We start from the raw sequence: 19,000 nt of genomic DNA, 5'->3' as shown, positions 1-19,000 counted from the left end.
GGGGGTGGGGCCTTTCACCGGAGCAGATAGGGCATGTTGACGGTGACCGCGCCGGTGGGACAGCGGGCGGCGCACGGGCCGCAGTACCAGCACTCGTCGACGTGCATGTGGGCCTTGCCGTTGTCCTCGCGGATCGCGAGCGAGTCGAGCGGACACATGTCGACGCAGAGGGTGCAGCCGTCGATGCACAGGGACTCGTCGATGGTCACGGGCACGTCGCCGCGCTGGGGGACCAGAGGCATGGCTGTCTCCAGGGAAGGGGGTGGGGCGGTGGTCTAGAGGGAGCGGCGCAGCAGGCCGCTCATGGTGATGCGGTCGCCGCGGAAGCGGATGAACTCCAGGTCCACGGGCCGGCCGTCGCGCAGGTGGGTGAGGCGTTCCAGCATCAGGACGGCGGCCCCGCGCGGGGCCTGCAGGACGGCGGCGGAGTGCGCGTCGGCGTTGACGGCCTCGAGGGTGATCTCGGCGTGGCCGAGCGGCTGCCCGGTCAGCTGTTCCAGGAGCCGGAAGACGTCGGTGTTCTCCAGGTCGCAGACCGGCAGTTCGGCGCCGATGTCCATCGGCACGTAGGTGAGGTCGAGGGAGAGCGGCAGCCCGTTCAGGCGCCGCAGCCGTTCGATGTACAGCACGTCGGCGTGCTCGGGCAGGCCGAGGCGTCCGGCGACGGGGGCGGGGGCGCGGACCGGTCCGACGGTGCGGACCTCGTTGGTGACCCGGCCGTGCTCGTGCAAGGTCTCGGCCAGGCCCTGCAGGCGGTCCAGGCCGTGCGGGTACTTCTCGCAGACGACGACCGTGCCGACGCCCGGCCGGCGCTCCACCAGCTGCTCGCCGCGCAGCAGGTCGAGGGCCTGGCGGACGGTGTTGCGGCCGGCGCCGTAGTCGGCGGCGAGGGTGCTCTCCAGGGGGAGGACCCCGCCGGGGTAGCCGCCCGCCAGGATCTGGTGGCGGAGCAGGTCGGCGAGCTGTCGCGCCTGGTCCGCGCGCAGCCGCCGGCGGCGCGCGGCGGCGACCGGGACGGTGTGCGTGGCGGTGCGTTCGGCTGGCATGGCAGGGAACGTACCGGGGGCCCCGGGGCGGTGGTGTTGCCACAGTGTTGCGCCACCTGACGGCGCTTCCGCAAGGCTCTGAGCTGCGGTTTCGGCGGGATGGCGGACAGATCCGCCACCCCGCCGACCGATGGGTGGACTAGCGCTGTCCCACGATGCGGCCGGTGACCTCGCCGAGGCCGACGCGCGTGCCGTCCGGACCGGGGGCCCAGGCGGTGAGGGTGACGGTGTCCCCGTCCTCCAGGAAGGTGCGCTTGCCGTCGGCGAGCTCGATCGCGTCCCGGCCGTTCCAGGTCAGCTCCAGCAGCGAGCCGCGCTGGCCGGTCTCGGGGCCGCTGACGGTGCCCGAGCCGTACACGTCACCGGTGCGCAGGGAGGCGCCGTTGACGGTCATGTGCGCGAGCTGCTGGGCGGCGGTCCAGTACATCGACGCGAACGGCGGCTGCGCCACCTCCTGCCCGTTGATGGAGACGGTGATGCGCAGGTCGAAGCCGCCGGGGCGGTCGAGCTCGGCGTCGTCCAGGTAGGGCAGGAGCGGGAAGTCCCGGGCCGGCGGGGCGACGCGGGCCGCGTCCAGCGCCTCCAGCGGGGTCACCCACGCGGAGACGGAGGTGGCGAAGGACTTGCCGAGGAAGGGGCCCAGCGGCACGTACTCCCAGGCCTGGATGTCGCGCGCGGACCAGTCGTTGAGCAGGAACAGCCCGAAGACGTGGTCCTCGAAGTCGGCCAGCGGCACCGGGCGGCCCAGCTCGGAGGGGGTGCCGACGACGAAGCCGACCTCCGCCTCGATGTCGAGCTTGACGGACGGGCCGAAGACGGGCGCCGGGTCGGTGGGCGCCTTGCGCTGCCCCGAGGGGCGTACGACGTCGGTCCCGGAGACCACGATGGTGCCGGAGCGGCCGTGGTAACCGATCGGCAGGTGCTTCCAGTTGGGCGTGAGCGCGTCGCCGTCGGGGCGGAAGATGCGGCCGACGTTGGTGGCGTGGTGCTCGCTCGCGTAGAAGTCGACGTAGTCGGCGACCTCGTACGGCAGGTGCAGCGTGACCTCGTCGAGCGGCAGCAGGTGCGCCTCGACCGTGACCCGGTGGCCGGGGTCGGTCACCCAGGCGGTGAGCGCGCGGCGCACGTCGCGCCAGGCGGTGCGCCCGGCGGCCAGCAGCGGGTTGAGGGAGGACTGCCCGAGCAGCCCGGCGTACGGGGAACCGAGCGCGGCGGCGGCCGCCCCCGCGTCGAGCACGTGCCCGCCGATCCGCACACCGATGCGGCGGCGGTCCTCGGCGGAGGTCGAGAAGACGCCGTACGGGAGGTTGTGCGGCCCGAACGGGTCGCCCTCGGGGAGATCGAGGGGGCTCTGCTGGGGCATGGGGTGCTGCCTCGCTTTCGACGCGGTCCGGGGGTGTCCCGGGAGCTGGTTGACACGTTACGTGGCTGGCGGGGCGTGTGGGAGGCCGGATTCGCGCTCTATTTGTAGGACTTGTCCAAAGGGGTCCGTATCCTTGGCGCCGTGACTTGCGCCCCGCCTCCGGCCCTCCCCTATGCCTTGATCGCCACTGACCTGGACGGGACTCTGCTGCGCGCCGGTGACACCGTCTCGGCCCGCTCCTGCAAGGCTCTCGCGACGGCCCGCGCGGCCGGCGCCCGGCACATCATCGTCACCGGCCGCCCCGTCCCCCAGGTCCGACACGTCCTCGACGACCTCGGCTACACAGGGCTCGCGGTGTGCGGGCAGGGCGCGCAGGTGTACGACGCGGCGCGCGGGCGCCTGCTGCACTCCGCGGCCATGGACCGGGAACTGGCCGAGGTGGCCCTCGGCAAGATCGAGGCGGAGATCGGCGAGGTCTACGCGGCGGTCAACCAGGAGGGGCTGGACGCGGAGATGCTGATAGGGCCCGGCTACCGGATGTGGCACCCGCACCTGCCGACGGTGTCGGTGCCGCGGCGGTCCGACCTGTGGGCCGCCCCCATCAACAAGGTGCTGCTCCAGCACCCCGAACTGGACGACGACGAGCTGACGCGGGTGGCACGGGCGGTCGTCGGAGACCTGGTGAACGTCACGATGGCGGGGGAGCACACGGTGGAACTCCAGCCGCCGGGCATCGACAAGGCCAGTGGGCTCGCGCGGGCCGCCGAAGTGCTGGGGGCGTCCGCCGCCGCGACGATCGCCTTCGGGGACATGCCGAACGACGTCCCGATGTTCGCGTGGGCCGCCCACGGGGTGGCCATGGCCAACTCCCACCACGAGCTGGTCGCGGTGGCGGACGAGATCACCCTGTCCAACGAGGACGACGGCATCGCGGTGGTACTGGAGCGCCTGTACGGCTGACACCCGCCTCCGGGGCGCCGCCGCGGGGGCCGCCCGCCGGGGCGGCTCAGCCCGCCGCGCGCGGCAGACGGCGTTCCCACGTGCGGTGGAAGACCACCTCGCCGCCCTCCCGGCACACCACCTCGTTCGACGTCAGGAATCCGCCCTCGTCGCAGGAGATCTCCGAGCGGGTCTCCACCCGTACGTCCCAGGCCAGTTCGGGCCGGTGGAGCCGGATCCGCCACCGGGACCGGGCCCGCGCGGACAGCGGGTCGGCGTCCTGGATCTCGTACACGTCCTCCGCGTCCTCGTCGAACTCCAGGCCGTCCGGGTACACGCGCGTGCCCCCGTACCGCGGGTCCACCTCCAGCCGCCACGTCCCGCGCGCGACGTCCCGTACGACCACGCGCTCCGGGCGCGGTTCGTCCAGCGTCGCCGGGAAGGCGACCCCCAGCGGCGGCGCCTGCTCCGGCGGCTCGAAGACGATCCCCCCGTCCCCGGCCGGCGAGGCCGCCCGCACCGGCAGGGTCAGCGCGCTGCCCGCCGGGTCCAGGGTCCAGCCGGCCTCCGACCCGGCCCGCGGCCAGATCCACGGCCAGTACGCGGAGGACACGGCGAGCCGGATCCGGTGCCCGGGCGGGAAGGCGTGGCCGATGCCGTTCAGCTCGAAGGTGACGTCCTCGTACGAGCCCACCGGCCACGGCACGGCCCGGTCCCGGCCCTGGCGGGCCGACAGGTTCAGCGCGCCCCGCGTGACCAGCGTCGAGGACCCGTCCGGGGCGACGTCGCACAGCCGGGCCACGACCTGCCCGTAGGGCACGTCGAGCCGCAGCCGCAGGGTCACCGAGGGCCGGCCCAGGATCTCCACCGGCTCCCCGTCCCCCACCGGGAACTCGAAGCAGGCCGACTTCGCGTCCTCCTCCCGCTGGTCCGGCGGCAGGTCGGCGTCGTTGCCGAAGGGGAAGAAGCGGCCTGCGTCCACCCCGGTGTGCTGCGGCGAGGCGACGTCCACCGGCGCGCCCTGGAACACGTACGGGACGGGGATCACGGACGCCGAGGGCCAGGCCTTCTCGCCGACCCAGCGGCCCGGCAGCTCCTCGTACACCGTCGCCGGCGGGTGCGACTCGCTGATCCAGGCGCGCAGCAGCGGCTCGTCCGTCACCCCGTTGTCGATGCCCCGCAGCCAGTGGTCCCACCAGCGCAGGGTCTCCTGGAGGAAGCCGATCGCCGGTCCCGGGGGCAGTCCGCGGTCCGGGTACTGGTGCGACCAGGGCCCGATCAGACCCCGTACCCGCCCGGACGGCAGGTGCTCGACCAGCCGCAGCACGGCGTCCCGGTACGGGTCGTGCCAGCCGCCCACCGCGAGCACCGCCGCGCCGATCGCCCCGTAGTCCTCGCAGACGCTGCCGTGGCGCCAGTAGGCGTCGCGGGTCTGGTGCGAGAGCCAGGTGTGGATCAGCGGTTCGACGGCCTCCAGCCGGTCCAGCCACTGCCGGCGCCAGCCGTCGCCGACGAACAGCGGGTCCGGCGGCCGGGAGGCGAAGGCCAGCATGGTCGCCGACCAGGCGTGCATGTCCACGGCCAGCACCGAGCCGCCCATGTAGTGCACGTCGTTGTCGTAGCGGTCGTCCGTCGAGCAGACGGTGACGACCGCCTTCAGCGCCTCCGGGGCGAGGGCGGCGATCTGGAGGGAGTTGAGACCGCCCCAGGAGATCCCGAACATCCCCACCGAGCCCGTGCACCACGGCTGCGCCGCCAGCCACTCCACCACCGCGACGCCGTCGGCCAGCTCCCGGGCGTCGTACTCGTCGCCGGGACGGCCTCCGCTGCAGCCGTGGCCGCGCACGTCCACCCGTACCGACGCGTAGCCGTGGCCCGCGTACCAGGGATGGCGCTGCCAGTCGCGCGGGGCGGTCCAGTCGGTCAGCCGGTACGGGAGGTACTCCAGCAGGGCCGGAACCGGCTCGTCCGTCACCGGCCGCCAGACGCGCGCGTACAGTTCCACGCCGTCGGCCATCGGGATCCGGACATCCTCGTGGGTGGTCTCGTACGGGAACGCGGTACGGATGATCATGCGGGAACCACCTCCATGGACCTCAGTGGACGGGGTGCATCGTGCGCCGCAGCCACGGGGCCAGCGCGATCACGGCGAGGCCCACCGCCACCGCGACGGCGCCGTTCAGGCCGAAGTACACGGGGTTCGACACCTGGCCGTAGACCTTGACCACCTGGGCCTGGATGCCGTTGGCGAGCGCGAGGGAGAGGAACCACAGCGCCATCGTCTGGCTGCGGTAGGCCTTCGGGGCGAGTTTCGTGGTGGCCGACATGCCGGAGGTCTCCAGCAGGACGTCGCCGAGGCCGAGCAGCAGGTACGAGCCGACGATCCACCAGGCGGCCATCTCGTAGGCGTCCCCCTCGTGACCCGAGGTCGGGATCACCATCAGCAGGAAGGACAGGCCGCCCAGGATCACCCCGATCGCGATCTTGTTCGAGGCGTGCGGCTGGCGGTGGCCCATCCGGGCCCACAGCGCGGCGACGACGGGTGCGAGGGCCACCTCGAAGGCGCCGAGGGCGGAGGCGTACCAGCTCGCGGGGAAGTCGAAGCCCAGGATGGTGGTGCGGGCGTTGGTCGAGGCCAGCAGCATCATCGTCGAGTAGGCCTGGAAGAGGATGAAGTTGAAGGCGACCGAGGCCAGGAAGAGCACCACGTACGGGCGCAGCCGCCCGCGCTCCTCGCCCGTCACCCGCGGGCTGCGGAACATCACCGCGAAGTAGACGACGGGGGCGATCACCGAGACGAGGGTGAGCAGGTCCACGAAGCGGTCCATCGTCAGCCAACCGGCGGCCGCCAGAAGGGTGGCGAGCGCGGCGAAGGCGAGGCAGCCGCCGATGATCCGCCACACGGCCCTGCGCATCGCGTCGGGCGCCAGCGCGTACTCGGCGGAGTGCCTGCGTCCGGCCAGGTGGCGGCGGCCGAGCACGTACTGGACGAGGCCCGCGGTCATGCCGATGGCGGCGGCGGAGAAGCCCCAGTGCCAGCCCTGGTGCTCGCCGAGCCAGCCGGTGACCAGCGGGCCGGCGAAGGCGCCGATGTTGATGGCCATGTAGTAGAGGGCGAAACCGGCGTCGCGCCGGTCGTCGTCCGTCCGGTACAGCTTGCCGACCATGGTGGCCACGTTCGGCTTGAGCAGGCCGGTGCCCGCGCTGATCAGGCCGAGGCCGACCCAGGTCATCGCCGCGGTCGGCACGGCCATCGCGTAGTGGCCGCCGGCGATCAGGACGCCGCCCCAGAGCACGGCCCGGTACGAACCGAGGATGCGGTCGGCGAGCCATCCGCCGGCGACGGAGACGAGGTAGACCATGGTCCCGTACGCCGCCGAGACGGAGGCCGCGGTGCCCGGGGCCATGCCCAGGCCGCCGCTCGCCACTGCGTCCGCGAAGTAGAGGACGAGGATCGCCTGCATGCCGAGGAAGGAGAAGCGCTCCCAGACCTCCAGGCCGGAGAGCGTGGCGAGGCCGCGCGGGTGGCCGAGGAAGGCGTGGTCGTCGCGGGGCGGCGGCTGCTCGTCCGCCGGGTCCGCGGGCTCGTCCCTCTCGGTCGCAGTTCTGGACAAAACGTATGCTCCGGTTGTTTCGGCTCCTCCAGAACATACCGGTGCGCATCGGACAGTGCTCGGGTGGTGGCCGGGAAGGCGCTCTCGGTGATCGAAAACAGACCCGATACGCTGGCTTGAGTGATGGCAGCGACACATCGACAATCCATGTGATCGTCAGCGTGATCGTCAGCAGACAGGAGTACCCCTCGTGACCGTCGTCGGGCCGTTCGGACTGAGCGTGCGGGACCAGGCTCTTGAGACCGATGTCCAGGCCGGACTGGCCGCCGTCGAGGCGGGTCTGCTGGAGGCCACCAAGAGCGAAGTCCCCTTCATCACCGAGGCCGCACAGCACCTGGTCCGGGCCGGAGGCAAGCGGTTCCGGCCGCTGCTGGTGATGCTCGCGTCCCGCTTCGGGGACCCCCACGCGCCCGGAATTGTCCCCTCCGCCGTGGTGGTCGAGCTCACCCACCTGGCGACCCTCTACCACGACGACGTCATGGACGAGGCCGACGTGCGCCGCGGCGTGGAGAGCGCCAACGCCCGCTGGGGCAACTCGGTCGCCGTACTGACCGGTGACTTCCTCTTCGCCCGCGCCTCGCACATCCTGGCCGACCTCGGCCCCGAGGCCGTCCGCATCCAGGCCGAGGCCTTCGAGCGGCTGGTGACGGGTCAGATCCTGGAGACGGCCGGCCCGCGCGACGGCCGCGACCCCGTCGCCCACTACCTCGACGTCATCGCCGGCAAGACCGGCTCGCTGATCGCCGTCTCCGGCCGCTTCGGCGCGCTCATGGCCGGCGCCGACGAGTCGGTCGTCGACATCCTCACCCAGTACGGCGAGCGCCTCGGCACCGCCTTCCAGCTCGCTGACGACGTCCTCGACATCGCCTCCGACGCGCACGAGTCCGGCAAGACCCCGGGCACCGACCTGCGCGAGGGCATTCCCACGCTGCCCGTGCTGCGGCTGCGCGAGATGGCCGAGCGGGACGGGCGCCCCGAGGACCTGGAGCTCGTACGCCTCCTGGACGGCGACCTGACGGACGACGCCCGCCACGCCGAGGTGCTGACCCGGCTGCGCGCACACCCCGCCCTGGAGCAGGCCCGCCGCGACACCATCCGGTACGCGGAGGAGGCGCGGGCCACGCTCGCGCCGCTCCCCGAGTGCTTCGCCAAGTCGGCGCTCGAAGAGCTCTGCGACGCCGTGGTGCACCGCGCCGGCTAGACCTGCCGTGCGGGTGGCCGACACCCCACAGATCGGAACGGGCCCTTCCGCCCCGGTGACCCCTACGGGTCCGGGCAGGAGGGCCCTCCCCGTGTCATCCCACGGTCGTACGCGCAGTTGCGTCCGGGGACTGACGCCCCGACGCCGGTGATTTGGTCAGATGGAGTCATCAAACCCCACCAGATCGGGTGAGCGCGGCGACACGGCGGTCGCCGCCGTCGACACAAGAGGGCAGGGCACTGACATGGCAGCGAACACGAAGACTTCTCGCAAGGTCGCCCGGTACGCCGTACCGGTGGCGGTGGCGGGTGTGGCCGCGGCGACCGTGGCGATGGTCCCGGCCTTCGCCAACGCCGGCGGGCCCGACCTGCCGAAGGTGACGGCGCAGCAGCTCATCGAGAAGGTCGCCGCCTCCGACGTACAGCAGCTGTCGGGCACGGCCAAGATCAGCACCGACCTGGGCCTTCCGAAGATCGCGACCGGCCTGCTCGGCGGCGGTGGGGTCGCCGGCGGCTCCGCCAACCCGGAGGACAAGGTCGCGCAGCTGGCCAACGGCACGCACACCTTCCGCGTCGCGGCCGACGGCCCGGACCGCCAGAAGCTCACGTTCCTGGACGGCAAGGACGAGTACAGCCTCATCCACAACGGCGACGACGTCTGGGGCTACGACTCCAAGTCGAACGAGGTCTTCCACGAGAAGGACCCGCAGTCCGGCAAGGACGGCGACAAGGACAAGCGCACGGACCACAAGACGGCCGACCGGCTGGCCGCCTCCCCCCAGAAGATGGCCGAGGAGCTCCTGAAGGCCGCCGGCCCGACCACCGACGTCAGCGTGGGCGACACCGCGCAGGTGGCCGGCCGTGACGCCTACCAGCTGGTCCTCAAGCCCAAGCAGAGCGGCTCCACCGTCGGCTCGGTCCAGATCGCGGTGGACGCCAAGAACGGCGTGCCGCTGCGCGTGCAACTGCTCTCCTCCCAGGGCGGCAAGCCGATCGTGGACGCCGGCTTCACCAAGGTGGACTTCGCCAAGCCGGCGGCCGACACCTTCGCCTTCACCCCGCCCAAGGGCGCCAAGCTGACCGAGGGCGTCGACGAGGCGGGCAAGGGCGACAAGGGCGAGGGGCTCAAGGCGCTGGAGTCCTTCCCGGGCCTGGACGGCCTGCTGGGCGGCCCGAACGGCCAGGGCGACGTGAAGGTGCTCGGCGAGGGCTGGGCGACCGTCGCGCGGATCGACTCGGGCGCCGGCAAGGGCCTCAAGGACTTCGAGGACCCGGCGAACGACAAGAACGCCCCGAAGGAGGCCAAGCAGTTCCTCGACTCGCTCGGGGAGAAGGTCAACGGGAAGTTCGGCGAGGGCCGGGTCCTGTCGACCCGCCTGGTCAACGCCCTGGTCACGGACGACGGCAAGGTCTACGTCGGCGCGGTCACCAAGGACGCGCTGGTGAAGGCGGCCGACGCCAACAAGTAGTCACTCGGGCGGTCACCGCCCACGAGAGCGCCGCGAGGGTGGGCCGGGACTGTGTCCCTGCCCACCCTTGCGGCATTCCGGCTGCCCGTACAGCACGGCCGCTGTACGGTGTGGGACATGTCGAGACACGTCACCATCCGCCTGGACGAGGAGTTCCACGAACGCCTGAAGGCGCGTGCGGCGGCGCTGGGGACGACGGTCACCGCGCTGATCACCGAAGTCACGGAACGCGAACTCGACGAGGACCGGAAGAAGTTCCTGTCCGGCATAGAGGAGTTCGCCGACCACTGGAGCTACTTCCAGGAGCGGTTCGGGCATTGAAGATCACCATGGAGTGGGCCTGGACCGCTCTGGCCCACCATCTCCCGTCCGACCCCGCCGTGTGGGACCCCTCCGGGGTGGCCGCCGCGGTCGCCCGGCACCAGAACGACCTCGTCCTCGTGCCCGAACAGCCCGCCCCGGACACCGCGTGGCGGGCCGCCGCGTTTCTGCACACCCTCGCGGTGTGCCCGGCGCTGGAATCCCCGATGAACGAGTTCTACGCGGCCGCCGCGACCCGCTCGTACCTGCGCGTGGCCGGGGCCCGTCAGCTGCCCTCGCCGGAGGAGCTCGGCGACCTCGTGGAGGCGGCGAAGCTGGGGCGCGCGGACATCGCGGCCGTGGCCGAGGAGCTGCGCGCCCGGATCCAGGAACCGCTGCCCGCGTCGCTGCAGGGCCGCGCCGAGGACGCGTAGGCCCGGTCCGGGACGGCGACGAGCCCCGGCACGATCGGTTCGGATCGTGCCGGAGCTCGCGGTGCCCCTTGGTGCTCGTGGCGCTTTCGGGGCCCGGGCCGTGTGCCGCGTGGCCGGCGGTGCGCCTAGAAGGTGATCTTCCAGCTGTTGACGTAGCCGACGTCCTGCGCGGCGGCGTCCTTGACCCGCAGGTTCCAGACCCCGTTCGCGACCTCGCTGGAGGCGTTGACGGTGTACGACTGCACGAGGTTGTCGGCGCTGCCGCCGGTGCGGTTGTGCAGGTTGTAGACCGTGCCGTCCGGGGCGACCAGGTCGACGATCAGGTCACCGCGGTAGGTGTGGACGATGTTCACGTCCACCTTGGTGGTGGCCGGGGCGTTGCCCGCGACGCCCGAGACCGTGATCGGCGAGTTGACCGCGGCGGCCGGGGAGTCGGGGATGTTCACGTCCGTCGTGTTCTCGAAGGACTGGCCGGGCGGGATCGGGGTGCCCGCCCCGAGGTTCCAGATCGCGTACGCGATGGCGTCGGCGTTGCGGTCCAGGGCCGTGTCGTTGATGTTCGACAGGCTGTCGCAGGAGGAGTGGTAGCAGCGGTCGAAGGCCTGACCGGAGGTGCCGCCCCACTTCTGCGCCTGGGCCGCCGTCTTCGTGTAGTCGGCGCCGGAGAACAGGCCGCCGACGGGGATGCCCGCGCTCTTGAACGGCGCGTGGTCGGAGCGGCCGTCGCCCTCGGTCTCGATCTCCGTCGGGATGCCGAGGCCCGCGTAGTAGTTCTTGAAGGTCTGCTCGATCGTCGGGTCGTCGTCGTAGACGAAGTAGCCCGGGTTCGGCGAGCCGATCATGTCGAAGTTCAGGTAGCCGGAGATCTTCGCCTTCTCGGCGGCCGGCAGGTTGTTGACGTAGTACTTCGAGCCGATCAGGCCCAGCTCCTCCGCGCCCCACCAGCCGAAGCGCAGGTGCTTCGTCGGCTGCAGGCCCGCACGGGAGACGGCCAGCGCGGCCTCCAGGACGGCGGCGCTGCCGGAGCCGTTGTCGTTGATGCCGGCGCCCGCGGTCACCGAGTCCAGGTGCGAGCCGGACATCAGCACCGAGTTGGGGTCGCCGCCCGGCCAGTCGGCGATCAGGTTGTATCCGGTGGCTCCGCTGGAGGTGAAGGTCTGCAGCGTGGTCGTGAAGCCGGCCGCGTCGAGCTTGCCCTTCACGTAGTCGATCGAGGCCTTGTAGCCGGTCCGGCCGTGGGCGCGGTTGCCGCCGTTGTTCGCGGCGATCGTGGAGAGCTGCGACAGGTGGGCCTTGACGTTGGCCAGCGGTATGTCGGGCGGGGTCGGCGCCGCGGTGACCGCCGTGGGGGCGGCGAGGGCGGCGGGGGCGGTGGAGGCGATCAGGCCGGCGACCGCGAAGGCGGTCACGGCAGCAAGGCGCCGGGAGACGGACAGGCTCATGTGGGGGCTCCGGGATTCCGCGGGGATATGACGGAACGAGCGGGATAGAGCAGGTGAGCGTTAGTGCGTCAGTGCGAGCCTGATGTTCAGCGAGAGTATGACTGTCCGTCAAGACCACAATTCGGTCAGGGCAGTTCGGAAAACGGACGATCCCCGGGACGGGTGGTCCGTGCCGGGGATCGTGAGGGTGGAGCGTTTGCCGGTGCGTACCCGGCGGTGGCTGTTACGCGGGCTCGCGGGCCGGCGCCGCCACGACGACGGGGGCCGCCGCGAGGGCCGCCCGGGAGCGGCGAGCCGTGCGCAGCGCGTCCCAGGTCAGGAGCGCGAGCGCGGCCCACACCAGGGAGAACCCGGCCCAGCGCTCGGGCGGCATGGCCTCGTGGAAGTACAGGACGCCCAGCCCGAACTGGAAGACGGGAGCCATGTACTGGAGCAGCCCGAGGGTGGACAGCGGGACGCGGATGGCGGCCGCCCCGAAGAGCACCAGCGGGATCGCGGTGACCAGTCCGGTCGCGGCCAGCAGCAGCGCGTGCCCGACGCCCTGCGACGCGAAGGTGGACCGGCCCTGCGCGGTCAGCCACAGCAGGTAGCCCAGGGCCGGCAGGAACAGCATGGCCGTCTCGGCGGCCAGCGACTCCAGCCCGCCCATGTTGAGCTTCTTCTTGATCAGCCCGTACGTCGCGAAGGAGCAGGCCAGGACCAGCGAGATCCACGGCGGCCGCCCGTAGCCGACGGCGAGCACGAGGACGGCGACGAAGCTGAGGCCGACCGCCACCCACTGCACCCGGCGCAGCCGCTCGCCCAGGACGAGCACGCCCATCGCGATGCTGACCAGCGGGTTGATGAAGTAGCCGAGGCTCGATTCGACGACGTGGCCGTTGTTGACCGACCAGATGTAGAGACCCCAGTTCACGCTGATCACCGACGCGGCCAGCGCGGTCAGGCCGAGCTTGCGCGGTTGGCGCAGCAGCTCCCGTATCCAGCCCCAGCGGCGCACCGCGAGCAGCGCCAGCCCGACCACGGCCAGGGACCACGTCATGCGGTGGGCCAGGATCTCGACGGCCCCCGCGGGCATCAGGAGCGGCCAGAAGAGGGGGACCAGCCCCCACATCCCGTATGCGCCGAATCCGTAGAGCAAACCCGTGCGCTGCTCGTTCTCCGCCTTCACGGGGCCTCCTGTACGACTTCCAGCCAACTTCACGACCGTAGCGCCGCGCGGCCCGGATGTCATGCCCGTTCTTCCGAGATACTCATGACATCTCCAGGGTCTTGCGTGGCTCCACACCACCCCGCGGAAAGCGCTCACTTTCGACAGCGCGTGGGGGACATGCGCCGAAGCCCGGACCTCCTGCGAGATCCGGGCTTCGTGAGGCTCCGTACGGCCGTGGCCGTGCCACGCGGGTCAGCCGACGACGGTCCAGGTGTCGTTGCCGGTCAGCAGCGCACCGAGGTCGCCCTTGCCGCTGCGGTCGATGGCCGTGTCGAGCTGGTCGGCCATGAGGGTGTCGTAGACGGGCCGTTCGACGCTGCGGAAGACCCCGATGGGGGTGTGGTGCAGGGTGTCGGGGTCGGCCAGGCGGGAGAGTGCGAACGCCGTCGTGGGGCTGGCGGTCTTCGCGTCGTGGACCAGGATCCGCGACTCGTTGGCCGGGGTGACGTCCACGACCTCCAGGTCACCGGTGTCCGGATTGCGCACGACGCCTCTCGCGTCGTCCGCGCCGAAGCGGATCGGCCGGCCGTCCTCCAGCCGGATCACGGCCTCCTGCGCCTGCTCCCTGTCCTTCAGGACATCGAAGGCGCCGTCGTTGAAGATGTTGCAGTTCTGGTAGATCTCCACGAGCGCCGTGCCCTGGTGGTCGGCCGCCGCACGCAGCACCTCGGTGAGGTGCTTGCGGTCGGAGTCGACCGTACGGGCCACGAAGGAGGCCTCGGCGCCGATCGCCAGCGACACCGGGTTGAACGGCGCGTCCAGCGAGCCCATCGGCGTGGACTTGGTGATCTTGCCGACCTCGGACGTGGGGGAGTACTGCCCCTTGGTCAGCCCGTAGATCCTGTTGTTGAACAGCAGGATCTTGAGGTTGACGTTGCGGCGCAGGGCGTGGATCAGGTGGTTGCCGCCGATGGAGAGCGCGTCGCCGTCGCCCGTGACCACCCATACGGACAGGTCGCGCCGGGAGGTGGCGAGGCCGGTGGCGATGGCGGGCGCACGGCCGTGGATGGAGTGCATCCCGTACGTGTTCATGTAGTACGGGAAGCGGGAGGAGCAGCCGATGCCGGAGACGAAGACGATGTTCTCCTTCGCCAGCCCCAGTTCGGGCATGAAGCCCTGCACGGCGGCGAGCACGGCGTAGTCGCCGCAGCCGGGGCACCAGCGGACCTCCTGGTCCGACTTGAAGTCCTTCATCGACTGCTTGGACTCGGCCTTGGGCACCAGCGAAAGCAGTGTGCGGGACCCGTCGGTCACGGTCACCTCAGTCATTGACGGCCTCCTCGAGGACCTTTGCGAGCTGCTCCGCCTTGAACGGCATTCCGTTGACCTGGGTGTACGACTGCGCGTCGACCAGGTATTTCGCCCGGATCAGGGTGGCGAGCTGCCCGAGGTTCATCTCCGGCACCACTACCTTCTCGTAACGCTCCAGGACCTCTCCGAGATTCCTGGGGAAGGGGTTCAGGTGGCGCAGGTGGGCCTGGGCGACGGGCAGTCCGGCGCTCCTCAGCCGGCGCACGGCCGCGGTGATGGGGCCGAAGGTGGAACCCCAGCCCACGACCAGGGTGGTTGCTCCGTCCGGGTCGTCGACGTCCAGGTCCGGTACCCGGATGCCGTCGATCTTCGCCTGACGGGTGCGGACCATGTGGTCGTGGTTGGCCGGGTCGTAGGAGATGTTGCCGGTGCCGTCCTGCTTCTCGATGCCGCCGATGCGGTGTTCGAGGCCGGGCGTGCCGGGAACGGCCCAGGGCCGGGCCAGGGTCTCCGGGTCCCGCTTGAACGGCCAGAAGACGTCGGTGCCGTCGGCGAGGGTGTGGTTCGTGCCGGTGGCGAACTTGACCTTCAGGTCGGGCAGGTCCGTGACCTCCGGGATCCGCCAGGGCTCGGACCCGTTGGCGAGGTAGCCGTCGGAGAGCAGGAAGACCGGGGTCCGGTAGGTGAGCGCGATCCGGGCCGCGTCGAGGGCGGCGTCGAAGCAGTCCGCGGGGGTCCGCGGCGCCACGATCGGGACGGGCGCCTCGCCGTTGCGCCCGAACATGGCCTGGAGGAGGTCCGCCTGCTCCGTCTTCGTCGGCAGACCGGTGGAGGGCCCGCCCCGCTGGATGTCCACGACGAGCAGCGGAAGCTCCAGCGACACCGCGAGACCGATGGTCTCCGACTTGAGCGCCACACCGGGCCCGGAGGTGGTGGTCACCCCGAGCGCCCCGCCGAAGGCCGCCCCGAGCGCCGCGCCGATGCCGGCGATCTCGTCCTCGGCCTGGAAGGTCCGTACGCCGAAGTTCTTGTGCTTGCTCAGCTCGTGGAGGATGTCCGAGGCCGGGGTGATCGGGTAAGAGCCCAGGTAGAGGGGCAGGTCCGCCTGCTGGCTCGCGGCGAGGAGGCCGTAGGAGAGGGCCAGGTTCCCCGAGATGTTGCGGTAGGTGCCGGTGGGGAAGGCGCGGGTGGCGGGGGCGACCTCGTAGGAGACCGCGAAGTCCTCCGTCGTCTCCCCGAAGTTCCAGCCGGCCCGGAAGGCGACGATGTTCGCCTCGGCGATCTCCGGCTTCTTCGCGAACTTCTGCCGCAGGAACGCCTCGGTCCCCTCGGTGGGCCGGTGGTACATCCACGACAGCAGGCCCAGCGCGAACATGTTCTTGCTGCGCTCGGCCTCCTTGCGGGAGAGCCCGAAGTCCTTCAGCGCCTCGACCGTCAGGGTGGTCAGCGGCACCGGGTGGAGGTTGTACGCGTCCAGGGAACCGTCTTCCAGCGGCGAGGTCTCGTAGCCGACCTTGGCCATGGGGCGCTTGGTGAACTCGTCCGTGTTGATGATGATCTCCGCGCCGCGCGGCACATCCGCGATGTTCGCCTTCAGCGCCGCCGGATTCATCGCCACCAGCACGTTCGGGGCGTCGCCCGGCGTGAGGATGTCGTGGTCGGCGAAGTGGAGCTGGAAGGAGGAGACACCCGGGAGGGTTCCGGCGGGGGCGCGGATCTCGGCGGGGAAGTTCGGCAGCGTCGACAGGTCGTTTCCGAACGACGCCGTCTCCGAGGTGAACCGGTCACCGGTGAGCTGCATACCGTCACCGGAGTCACCCGCGAACCGGATGATCACACGATCGAGACGGCGTACTTCCTTGCTGCCCGGGCTCGCCGAGGTGCGTTGTCCGCCGACAACCGCACCCCCGGCCCCGTCGGCCTGCTCGGCTGGGCTGCTGACCTGGCTGGTCACTGAACTGGACCTCCTTCGAGGCGTGAGCACCCCCAGAACCCACCCTACGTCCGTAGGGATCAGGCTCCCCGGAGGCGACCACATTCTGGACCGTAGGACCGCCCCTTGAGACGGCCCGACCGGTATGCCGTATCTGACAGAGTGTCAGTGGATCAAGATTTCAGATAGGTGAGAACGGCCAGTACACGCCGGTGATCCCCATCACTCGGCGAGAGGCCCAGCTTCATGAAGATGTTGCTGACGTGCTTTTCCACCGCTCCGTCACTCACGACCAGTTGCTTCGCCACGGCGGAATTGGTGCGTCCCTCGGCCATCAGCCCGAGCACCTCGCGCTCGCGCGGGGTCAGCCCCGCCAGGACGTCCTGCTTGCGGCTGCGGCCGAGCAGCTGGGCGACGACCTCGGGGTCCAGGGCCGTACCGCCCCGGGCCACCCGGACCACCGCGTCCAGGAACTCGCGCACCTCGGCCACCCGGTCCTTGAGCAGGTAACCCACCCCGGTGCTCGAACCGGCCAGCAGTTCGGTGGCGTACTGCTCCTCCACGTACTGCGACAACACGAGCACGCCTATCCCGGGATGCTCCCGGCGCAGCCGTACGGCCGCCCGTACGCCCTCGTCGGTGTGCGTCGGCGGCATCCGTACGTCCGCCACCACCACATCCGGCAGCGCGTCCTCGGCCGCCAGCTCCGCGATCGTCTTGAGCAGGGCCTCAGCGTCCCCGACGCCCGCCACGACGTCATGCCCCCGGTCGGTCAGCAGCCGGGTCAGGCCCTCACGCAGCAGCACTGAATCCTCGGCGATGACCACCCGCACCCTGTCTTCCACGACTTCGCAGCTCCCGCGTCCACTCGTTCCCGCACTACACGACTCAGCCAAGCATCCCAGCCTTAAGTCCTGGTGAAGGCAGAGCCGAGCCAACCCGTGGGCGTCCGGGGCCACTTTTCCCGAACCGGAAGGTCACATGCCGCCCCGCGGCCGTTCGAAGCGCCGACGTCCCCTTCCAGCCCCACCGGCGTTCGAGGCGCCCCCGCTTACCCGGGGCGTTCGAAGCAGGGGCCGCCAATTCCACTCCGCCGGCGTTCGAGGCGCCCCCGCCCACCCGCGGCCCTTCGAAGCGGGGGCCGCCAAATCCAGCCCCGCCGGCGTTTGAGGCGCGGGGTCTGGGGCGGAGCCCCGGGAAACGCACCCGCACCCGACACACGAGCGGGACCCCCGCCCACCCCGGACGGGAGTCCCGCTCACCACCACAAAAAGGGGGCCCGGGGGCTACCCCCGGTCACGCCACGGCAGCTCCGCCGTCACCGTCGTCCCGACCCCCGCGGGCGAATCCACCACCAGCACGCCGTCCACCGCATCCAACCGCCCCGTCAACCCCGCCAACCCGCTCCCCCCGCCGGAGGCACCCGCCCCGCCCCGCCCGTCATCCGCCACCTGGATCAGCAGCCGCTCCCCGGACTTCCACACGTCCACCGAGGCCGACCGGGCCATCGCGTGCTTGCTCACGTTCTGGAGCAGCTCCGAGACGGTGAAGTACGCGATCCCCTCGATCGCCGCCACCGGCCGGGCCGGAAGATCCACGGCCACCCGCACCGGGACCGCACACCGCGCCGCCACCGACGACAGCGCCGCGTCCAGCCCCCGGTCCGTCAGCACGGCCGGATGGATCCCCCGCGCGAGGTCCCGCAGCTCCTGCAGGGCGATCTTCACCTCGCCGTGCGCCTCGTCCACCATGCGCGCGGCGGCCCGCGGATCCTCGGTGAGCTTCTCCTTCGCCAGCCCCAGGTCCATCGCTAGCGATACCAGCCGGGCCTGCGCCCCGTCGTGCAGATCGCGCTCGATGCGCCGCAGGTCGGCCGCGGCGGTGTCCACCACCACGCCCCGGTCCGACTCCAGCTCGGTGACGCGGCTCGCCAGACGGGAACTCCCGAGCAGCCCGCCGACCATCACCCGGTCGACGGTGGTCAGGGCCCGGACCACCCAGGGCGTGGCGAGGGTGAGCGCCAGCCCGGCGAGGCAGGCGAGGGCGATCTCCACGGGCGAATCGACGAAGAAGGAGTAGTCGCCGTTCTGGAAGAGCATCATCCCGGGCTGGTCGGTGTAGGTCGGGAAGACCCAGAACCAGAGCGGGTACAGCAGGAGCGTCCAGCCCGACGCCCAGAACGTCAGTGCCAGGCAGAACCCGAACACGGCCCACGGGAAGTGGATCACGGAGTACAGCACGTGCCGCCAGGCGCTCCCGCTCTTGAGCAGCGCCCCCATGGCGGCGAGGGGCCCGGCTTTCGCGGCCCGGATCGGCGCGGGGCCGGCGATGTCCGCCCCGAGCAGCACGCGCACCCGTGCCCGCTCCACCGCCCCGAACCCGCGGCACATCGCGAGCACGCCGGCGAGCACCGGCACGCCGAGGAAGGTGACGAGCAGCCCGGCGCCGAGGCTCACACCGGTGATGGCGAGCGAGAAGTACAGCGTGCTCAGCGGCAGCCCGATCAGCAGGTACCCGAACTCCCGCCAGGTCCGCCCCTCGACGGGAGCCCGCAGCACCGCGCCGACACCACCGCCCGTGCCCTTGCCGTTGTCCATGATCCCGACCCGCCCTTCCGCTCCTCGTCTACACCCCCACCCTGCCGCCCCACCCCACCCCCGAACCATGCGGCGAGTCGGCCTCTCACCACTGGGGTTAACCCCCCCCCCCCCCCCCCCCCCCCCCCCCCCCCCCCCCCCCCCCCCGGGGGGGGGCCCCCCCCCCCCCCCCCCCCCCCCCCCCCCCCCCCCCCCCCAACCC

16 protein-coding genes are annotated in these 19,000 nt (G+C 71.4%); 5 read left to right on the top strand and 11 right to left on the bottom strand.

The window, feature by feature from the left end; genetic code table 11:
* Positions 1 to 14: 14 nt before the first annotated feature.
* The 3 genes from ACFYP3_RS20950 to fahA all read right to left on the bottom strand — a co-directional run bounded on the left by ACFYP3_RS20950 (position 15) and on the right by fahA (position 2,409).
* Entirely contained in the window at positions 15 to 242 is a 228-nt protein-coding gene (locus tag ACFYP3_RS20950; RefSeq protein WP_362395366.1) for a ferredoxin family protein, read from the bottom strand.
* A 33-nt stretch (positions 243 to 275) separates the two neighbouring features.
* A complete protein-coding gene (locus ACFYP3_RS20945; protein WP_388834534.1) occupies positions 276 to 1,046 on the bottom strand; it encodes a GntR family transcriptional regulator in 771 nt (256 codons plus the stop codon).
* Positions 1,047 to 1,185: 139 nt separating this feature from the next.
* Entirely contained in the window at positions 1,186 to 2,409 is a 1,224-nt protein-coding gene (fahA, locus tag ACFYP3_RS20940; RefSeq protein ID WP_388834532.1) for a fumarylacetoacetase, read from the bottom strand.
* A gap of 141 nt (positions 2,410 to 2,550) precedes the next feature.
* On the opposite strand from fahA, the gene ACFYP3_RS20935 reads away from it, so the two are divergent.
* The gene (locus ACFYP3_RS20935) at positions 2,551 to 3,369 is read left to right on the top strand and encodes a Cof-type HAD-IIB family hydrolase (protein ID WP_388834530.1); all 819 of its coding nucleotides are present in this window, start codon (positions 2,551 to 2,553) and stop codon (positions 3,367 to 3,369) included.
* A gap of 46 nt (positions 3,370 to 3,415) precedes the next feature.
* On the opposite strand, the gene ACFYP3_RS20930 is transcribed toward ACFYP3_RS20935, so the two are convergent.
* A complete protein-coding gene (locus ACFYP3_RS20930) occupies positions 3,416 to 5,422 on the bottom strand; it encodes a CocE/NonD family hydrolase (protein WP_388834528.1) in 2,007 nt (668 codons plus the stop codon).
* Positions 5,423 to 5,444: 22 nt separating this feature from the next.
* Complete coding sequence (locus tag ACFYP3_RS20925) at positions 5,445 to 6,962, bottom strand: peptide MFS transporter (protein WP_388834526.1); 1,518 nt, start codon at positions 6,960 to 6,962, stop codon at positions 5,445 to 5,447.
* A 190-nt stretch (positions 6,963 to 7,152) separates the two neighbouring features.
* Here ACFYP3_RS20925 and ACFYP3_RS20920 point away from each other — a divergent pair, with 190 nt between their 5' ends.
* From ACFYP3_RS20920 to ACFYP3_RS20905, 4 genes are all read left to right on the top strand, one after another.
* Entirely contained in the window at positions 7,153 to 8,163 is a 1,011-nt protein-coding gene (locus ACFYP3_RS20920; protein WP_388834524.1) for a polyprenyl synthetase family protein, read from the top strand.
* A gap of 244 nt (positions 8,164 to 8,407) precedes the next feature.
* Complete coding sequence (locus ACFYP3_RS20915; protein WP_388834521.1) at positions 8,408 to 9,631, top strand: outer membrane lipoprotein carrier protein LolA; 1,224 nt, start codon at positions 8,408 to 8,410, stop codon at positions 9,629 to 9,631.
* A 117-nt stretch (positions 9,632 to 9,748) separates the two neighbouring features.
* Complete coding sequence (locus ACFYP3_RS20910; protein WP_234323499.1) at positions 9,749 to 9,952, top strand: hypothetical protein; 204 nt, start codon at positions 9,749 to 9,751, stop codon at positions 9,950 to 9,952.
* Positions 9,949 to 10,365 carry a hypothetical protein gene (locus ACFYP3_RS20905; RefSeq protein ID WP_362805829.1) on the top strand — a complete coding sequence of 139 codons (417 nt, stop codon included), beginning with the start codon at positions 9,949 to 9,951 and terminating at the stop codon, positions 10,363 to 10,365. The genes ACFYP3_RS20910 and ACFYP3_RS20905 overlap by 4 nt, the downstream gene beginning before the upstream one ends.
* 125 nt (positions 10,366 to 10,490) lie before the next feature.
* Here the strand turns inward: ACFYP3_RS20905 and ACFYP3_RS20900 are convergent, their stop codons facing one another.
* The 6 genes from ACFYP3_RS20900 to ACFYP3_RS20875 form a co-directional block, all read right to left on the bottom strand.
* Positions 10,491 to 11,807 (bottom strand): M28 family metallopeptidase, encoded by a 1,317-nt coding sequence (locus tag ACFYP3_RS20900; RefSeq protein WP_388834518.1) that lies wholly within the window; start codon positions 11,805 to 11,807, stop codon positions 10,491 to 10,493.
* A gap of 223 nt (positions 11,808 to 12,030) precedes the next feature.
* Positions 12,031 to 12,975: an EamA family transporter RarD gene (rarD, locus tag ACFYP3_RS20895; protein ID WP_388834515.1), complete on the bottom strand. Its 945-nt coding sequence runs from the start codon at positions 12,973 to 12,975 to the stop codon at positions 12,031 to 12,033.
* A gap of 234 nt (positions 12,976 to 13,209) precedes the next feature.
* A complete protein-coding gene (locus ACFYP3_RS20890) occupies positions 13,210 to 14,286 on the bottom strand; it encodes a 2-oxoacid:ferredoxin oxidoreductase subunit beta (protein WP_388834513.1) in 1,077 nt (358 codons plus the stop codon).
* Entirely contained in the window at positions 14,279 to 16,222 is a 1,944-nt protein-coding gene (locus ACFYP3_RS20885; RefSeq protein WP_388834510.1) for a 2-oxoacid:acceptor oxidoreductase subunit alpha, read from the bottom strand. The genes ACFYP3_RS20890 and ACFYP3_RS20885 overlap by 8 nt, the downstream gene beginning before the upstream one ends.
* A gap of 152 nt (positions 16,223 to 16,374) precedes the next feature.
* Positions 16,375 to 17,034, bottom strand: a complete 660-nt coding sequence (locus tag ACFYP3_RS20880) for a response regulator (RefSeq protein WP_388834799.1) — start codon at positions 17,032 to 17,034, stop codon at positions 16,375 to 16,377.
* Positions 17,035 to 17,487: 453 nt separating this feature from the next.
* On the bottom strand, positions 17,488 to 18,867 hold the full coding sequence (locus ACFYP3_RS20875; protein ID WP_388834507.1) for a sensor histidine kinase: 1,380 nt from the start codon (positions 18,865 to 18,867) through the stop codon (positions 17,488 to 17,490).
* Between the last annotated feature and the right edge of the window lie 133 nt (positions 18,868 to 19,000).

Source organism: Streptomyces sp. NPDC005533, assembly GCF_042871845.1.
In the GTDB taxonomy this organism is placed as follows: Bacteria; Actinomycetota; Actinomycetes; order Streptomycetales; family Streptomycetaceae; genus Streptomyces.
The sequence above is the reverse complement of the archived record's forward strand: the minus strand, read 5'-3'. Positions and strand labels throughout refer to the sequence as shown.

Coding starts and splice junctions, on each gene's coding strand:
- ACFYP3_RS20950 (WP_362395366.1), bottom strand. CDS start 242: ATGCCTCTGGTCCCCCAGCGCGGCGACGTGCCCGTGACCATCGACGAG.
- ACFYP3_RS20945 (WP_388834534.1), bottom strand. CDS start 1,046: ATGCCAGCCGAACGCACCGCCACGCACACCGTCCCGGTCGCCGCCGCG.
- fahA (WP_388834532.1), bottom strand. CDS start 2,409: ATGCCCCAGCAGAGCCCCCTCGATCTCCCCGAGGGCGACCCGTTCGGG.
- ACFYP3_RS20930 (WP_388834528.1), bottom strand. CDS start 5,422: ATGATCATCCGTACCGCGTTCCCGTACGAGACCACCCACGAGGATGTC.
- ACFYP3_RS20915 (WP_388834521.1), top strand. CDS start 8,408: ATGGCAGCGAACACGAAGACTTCTCGCAAGGTCGCCCGGTACGCCGTA.
- ACFYP3_RS20910 (WP_234323499.1), top strand. CDS start 9,749: ATGTCGAGACACGTCACCATCCGCCTGGACGAGGAGTTCCACGAACGC.
- ACFYP3_RS20900 (WP_388834518.1), bottom strand. CDS start 11,807: ATGAGCCTGTCCGTCTCCCGGCGCCTTGCTGCCGTGACCGCCTTCGCG.
- ACFYP3_RS20890 (WP_388834513.1), bottom strand. CDS start 14,286: ATGACTGAGGTGACCGTGACCGACGGGTCCCGCACACTGCTTTCGCTG.
- ACFYP3_RS20875 (WP_388834507.1), bottom strand. CDS start 18,867: ATGGTTCGGGGGTGGGGTGGGGCGGCAGGGTGGGGGTGTAGACGAGGA.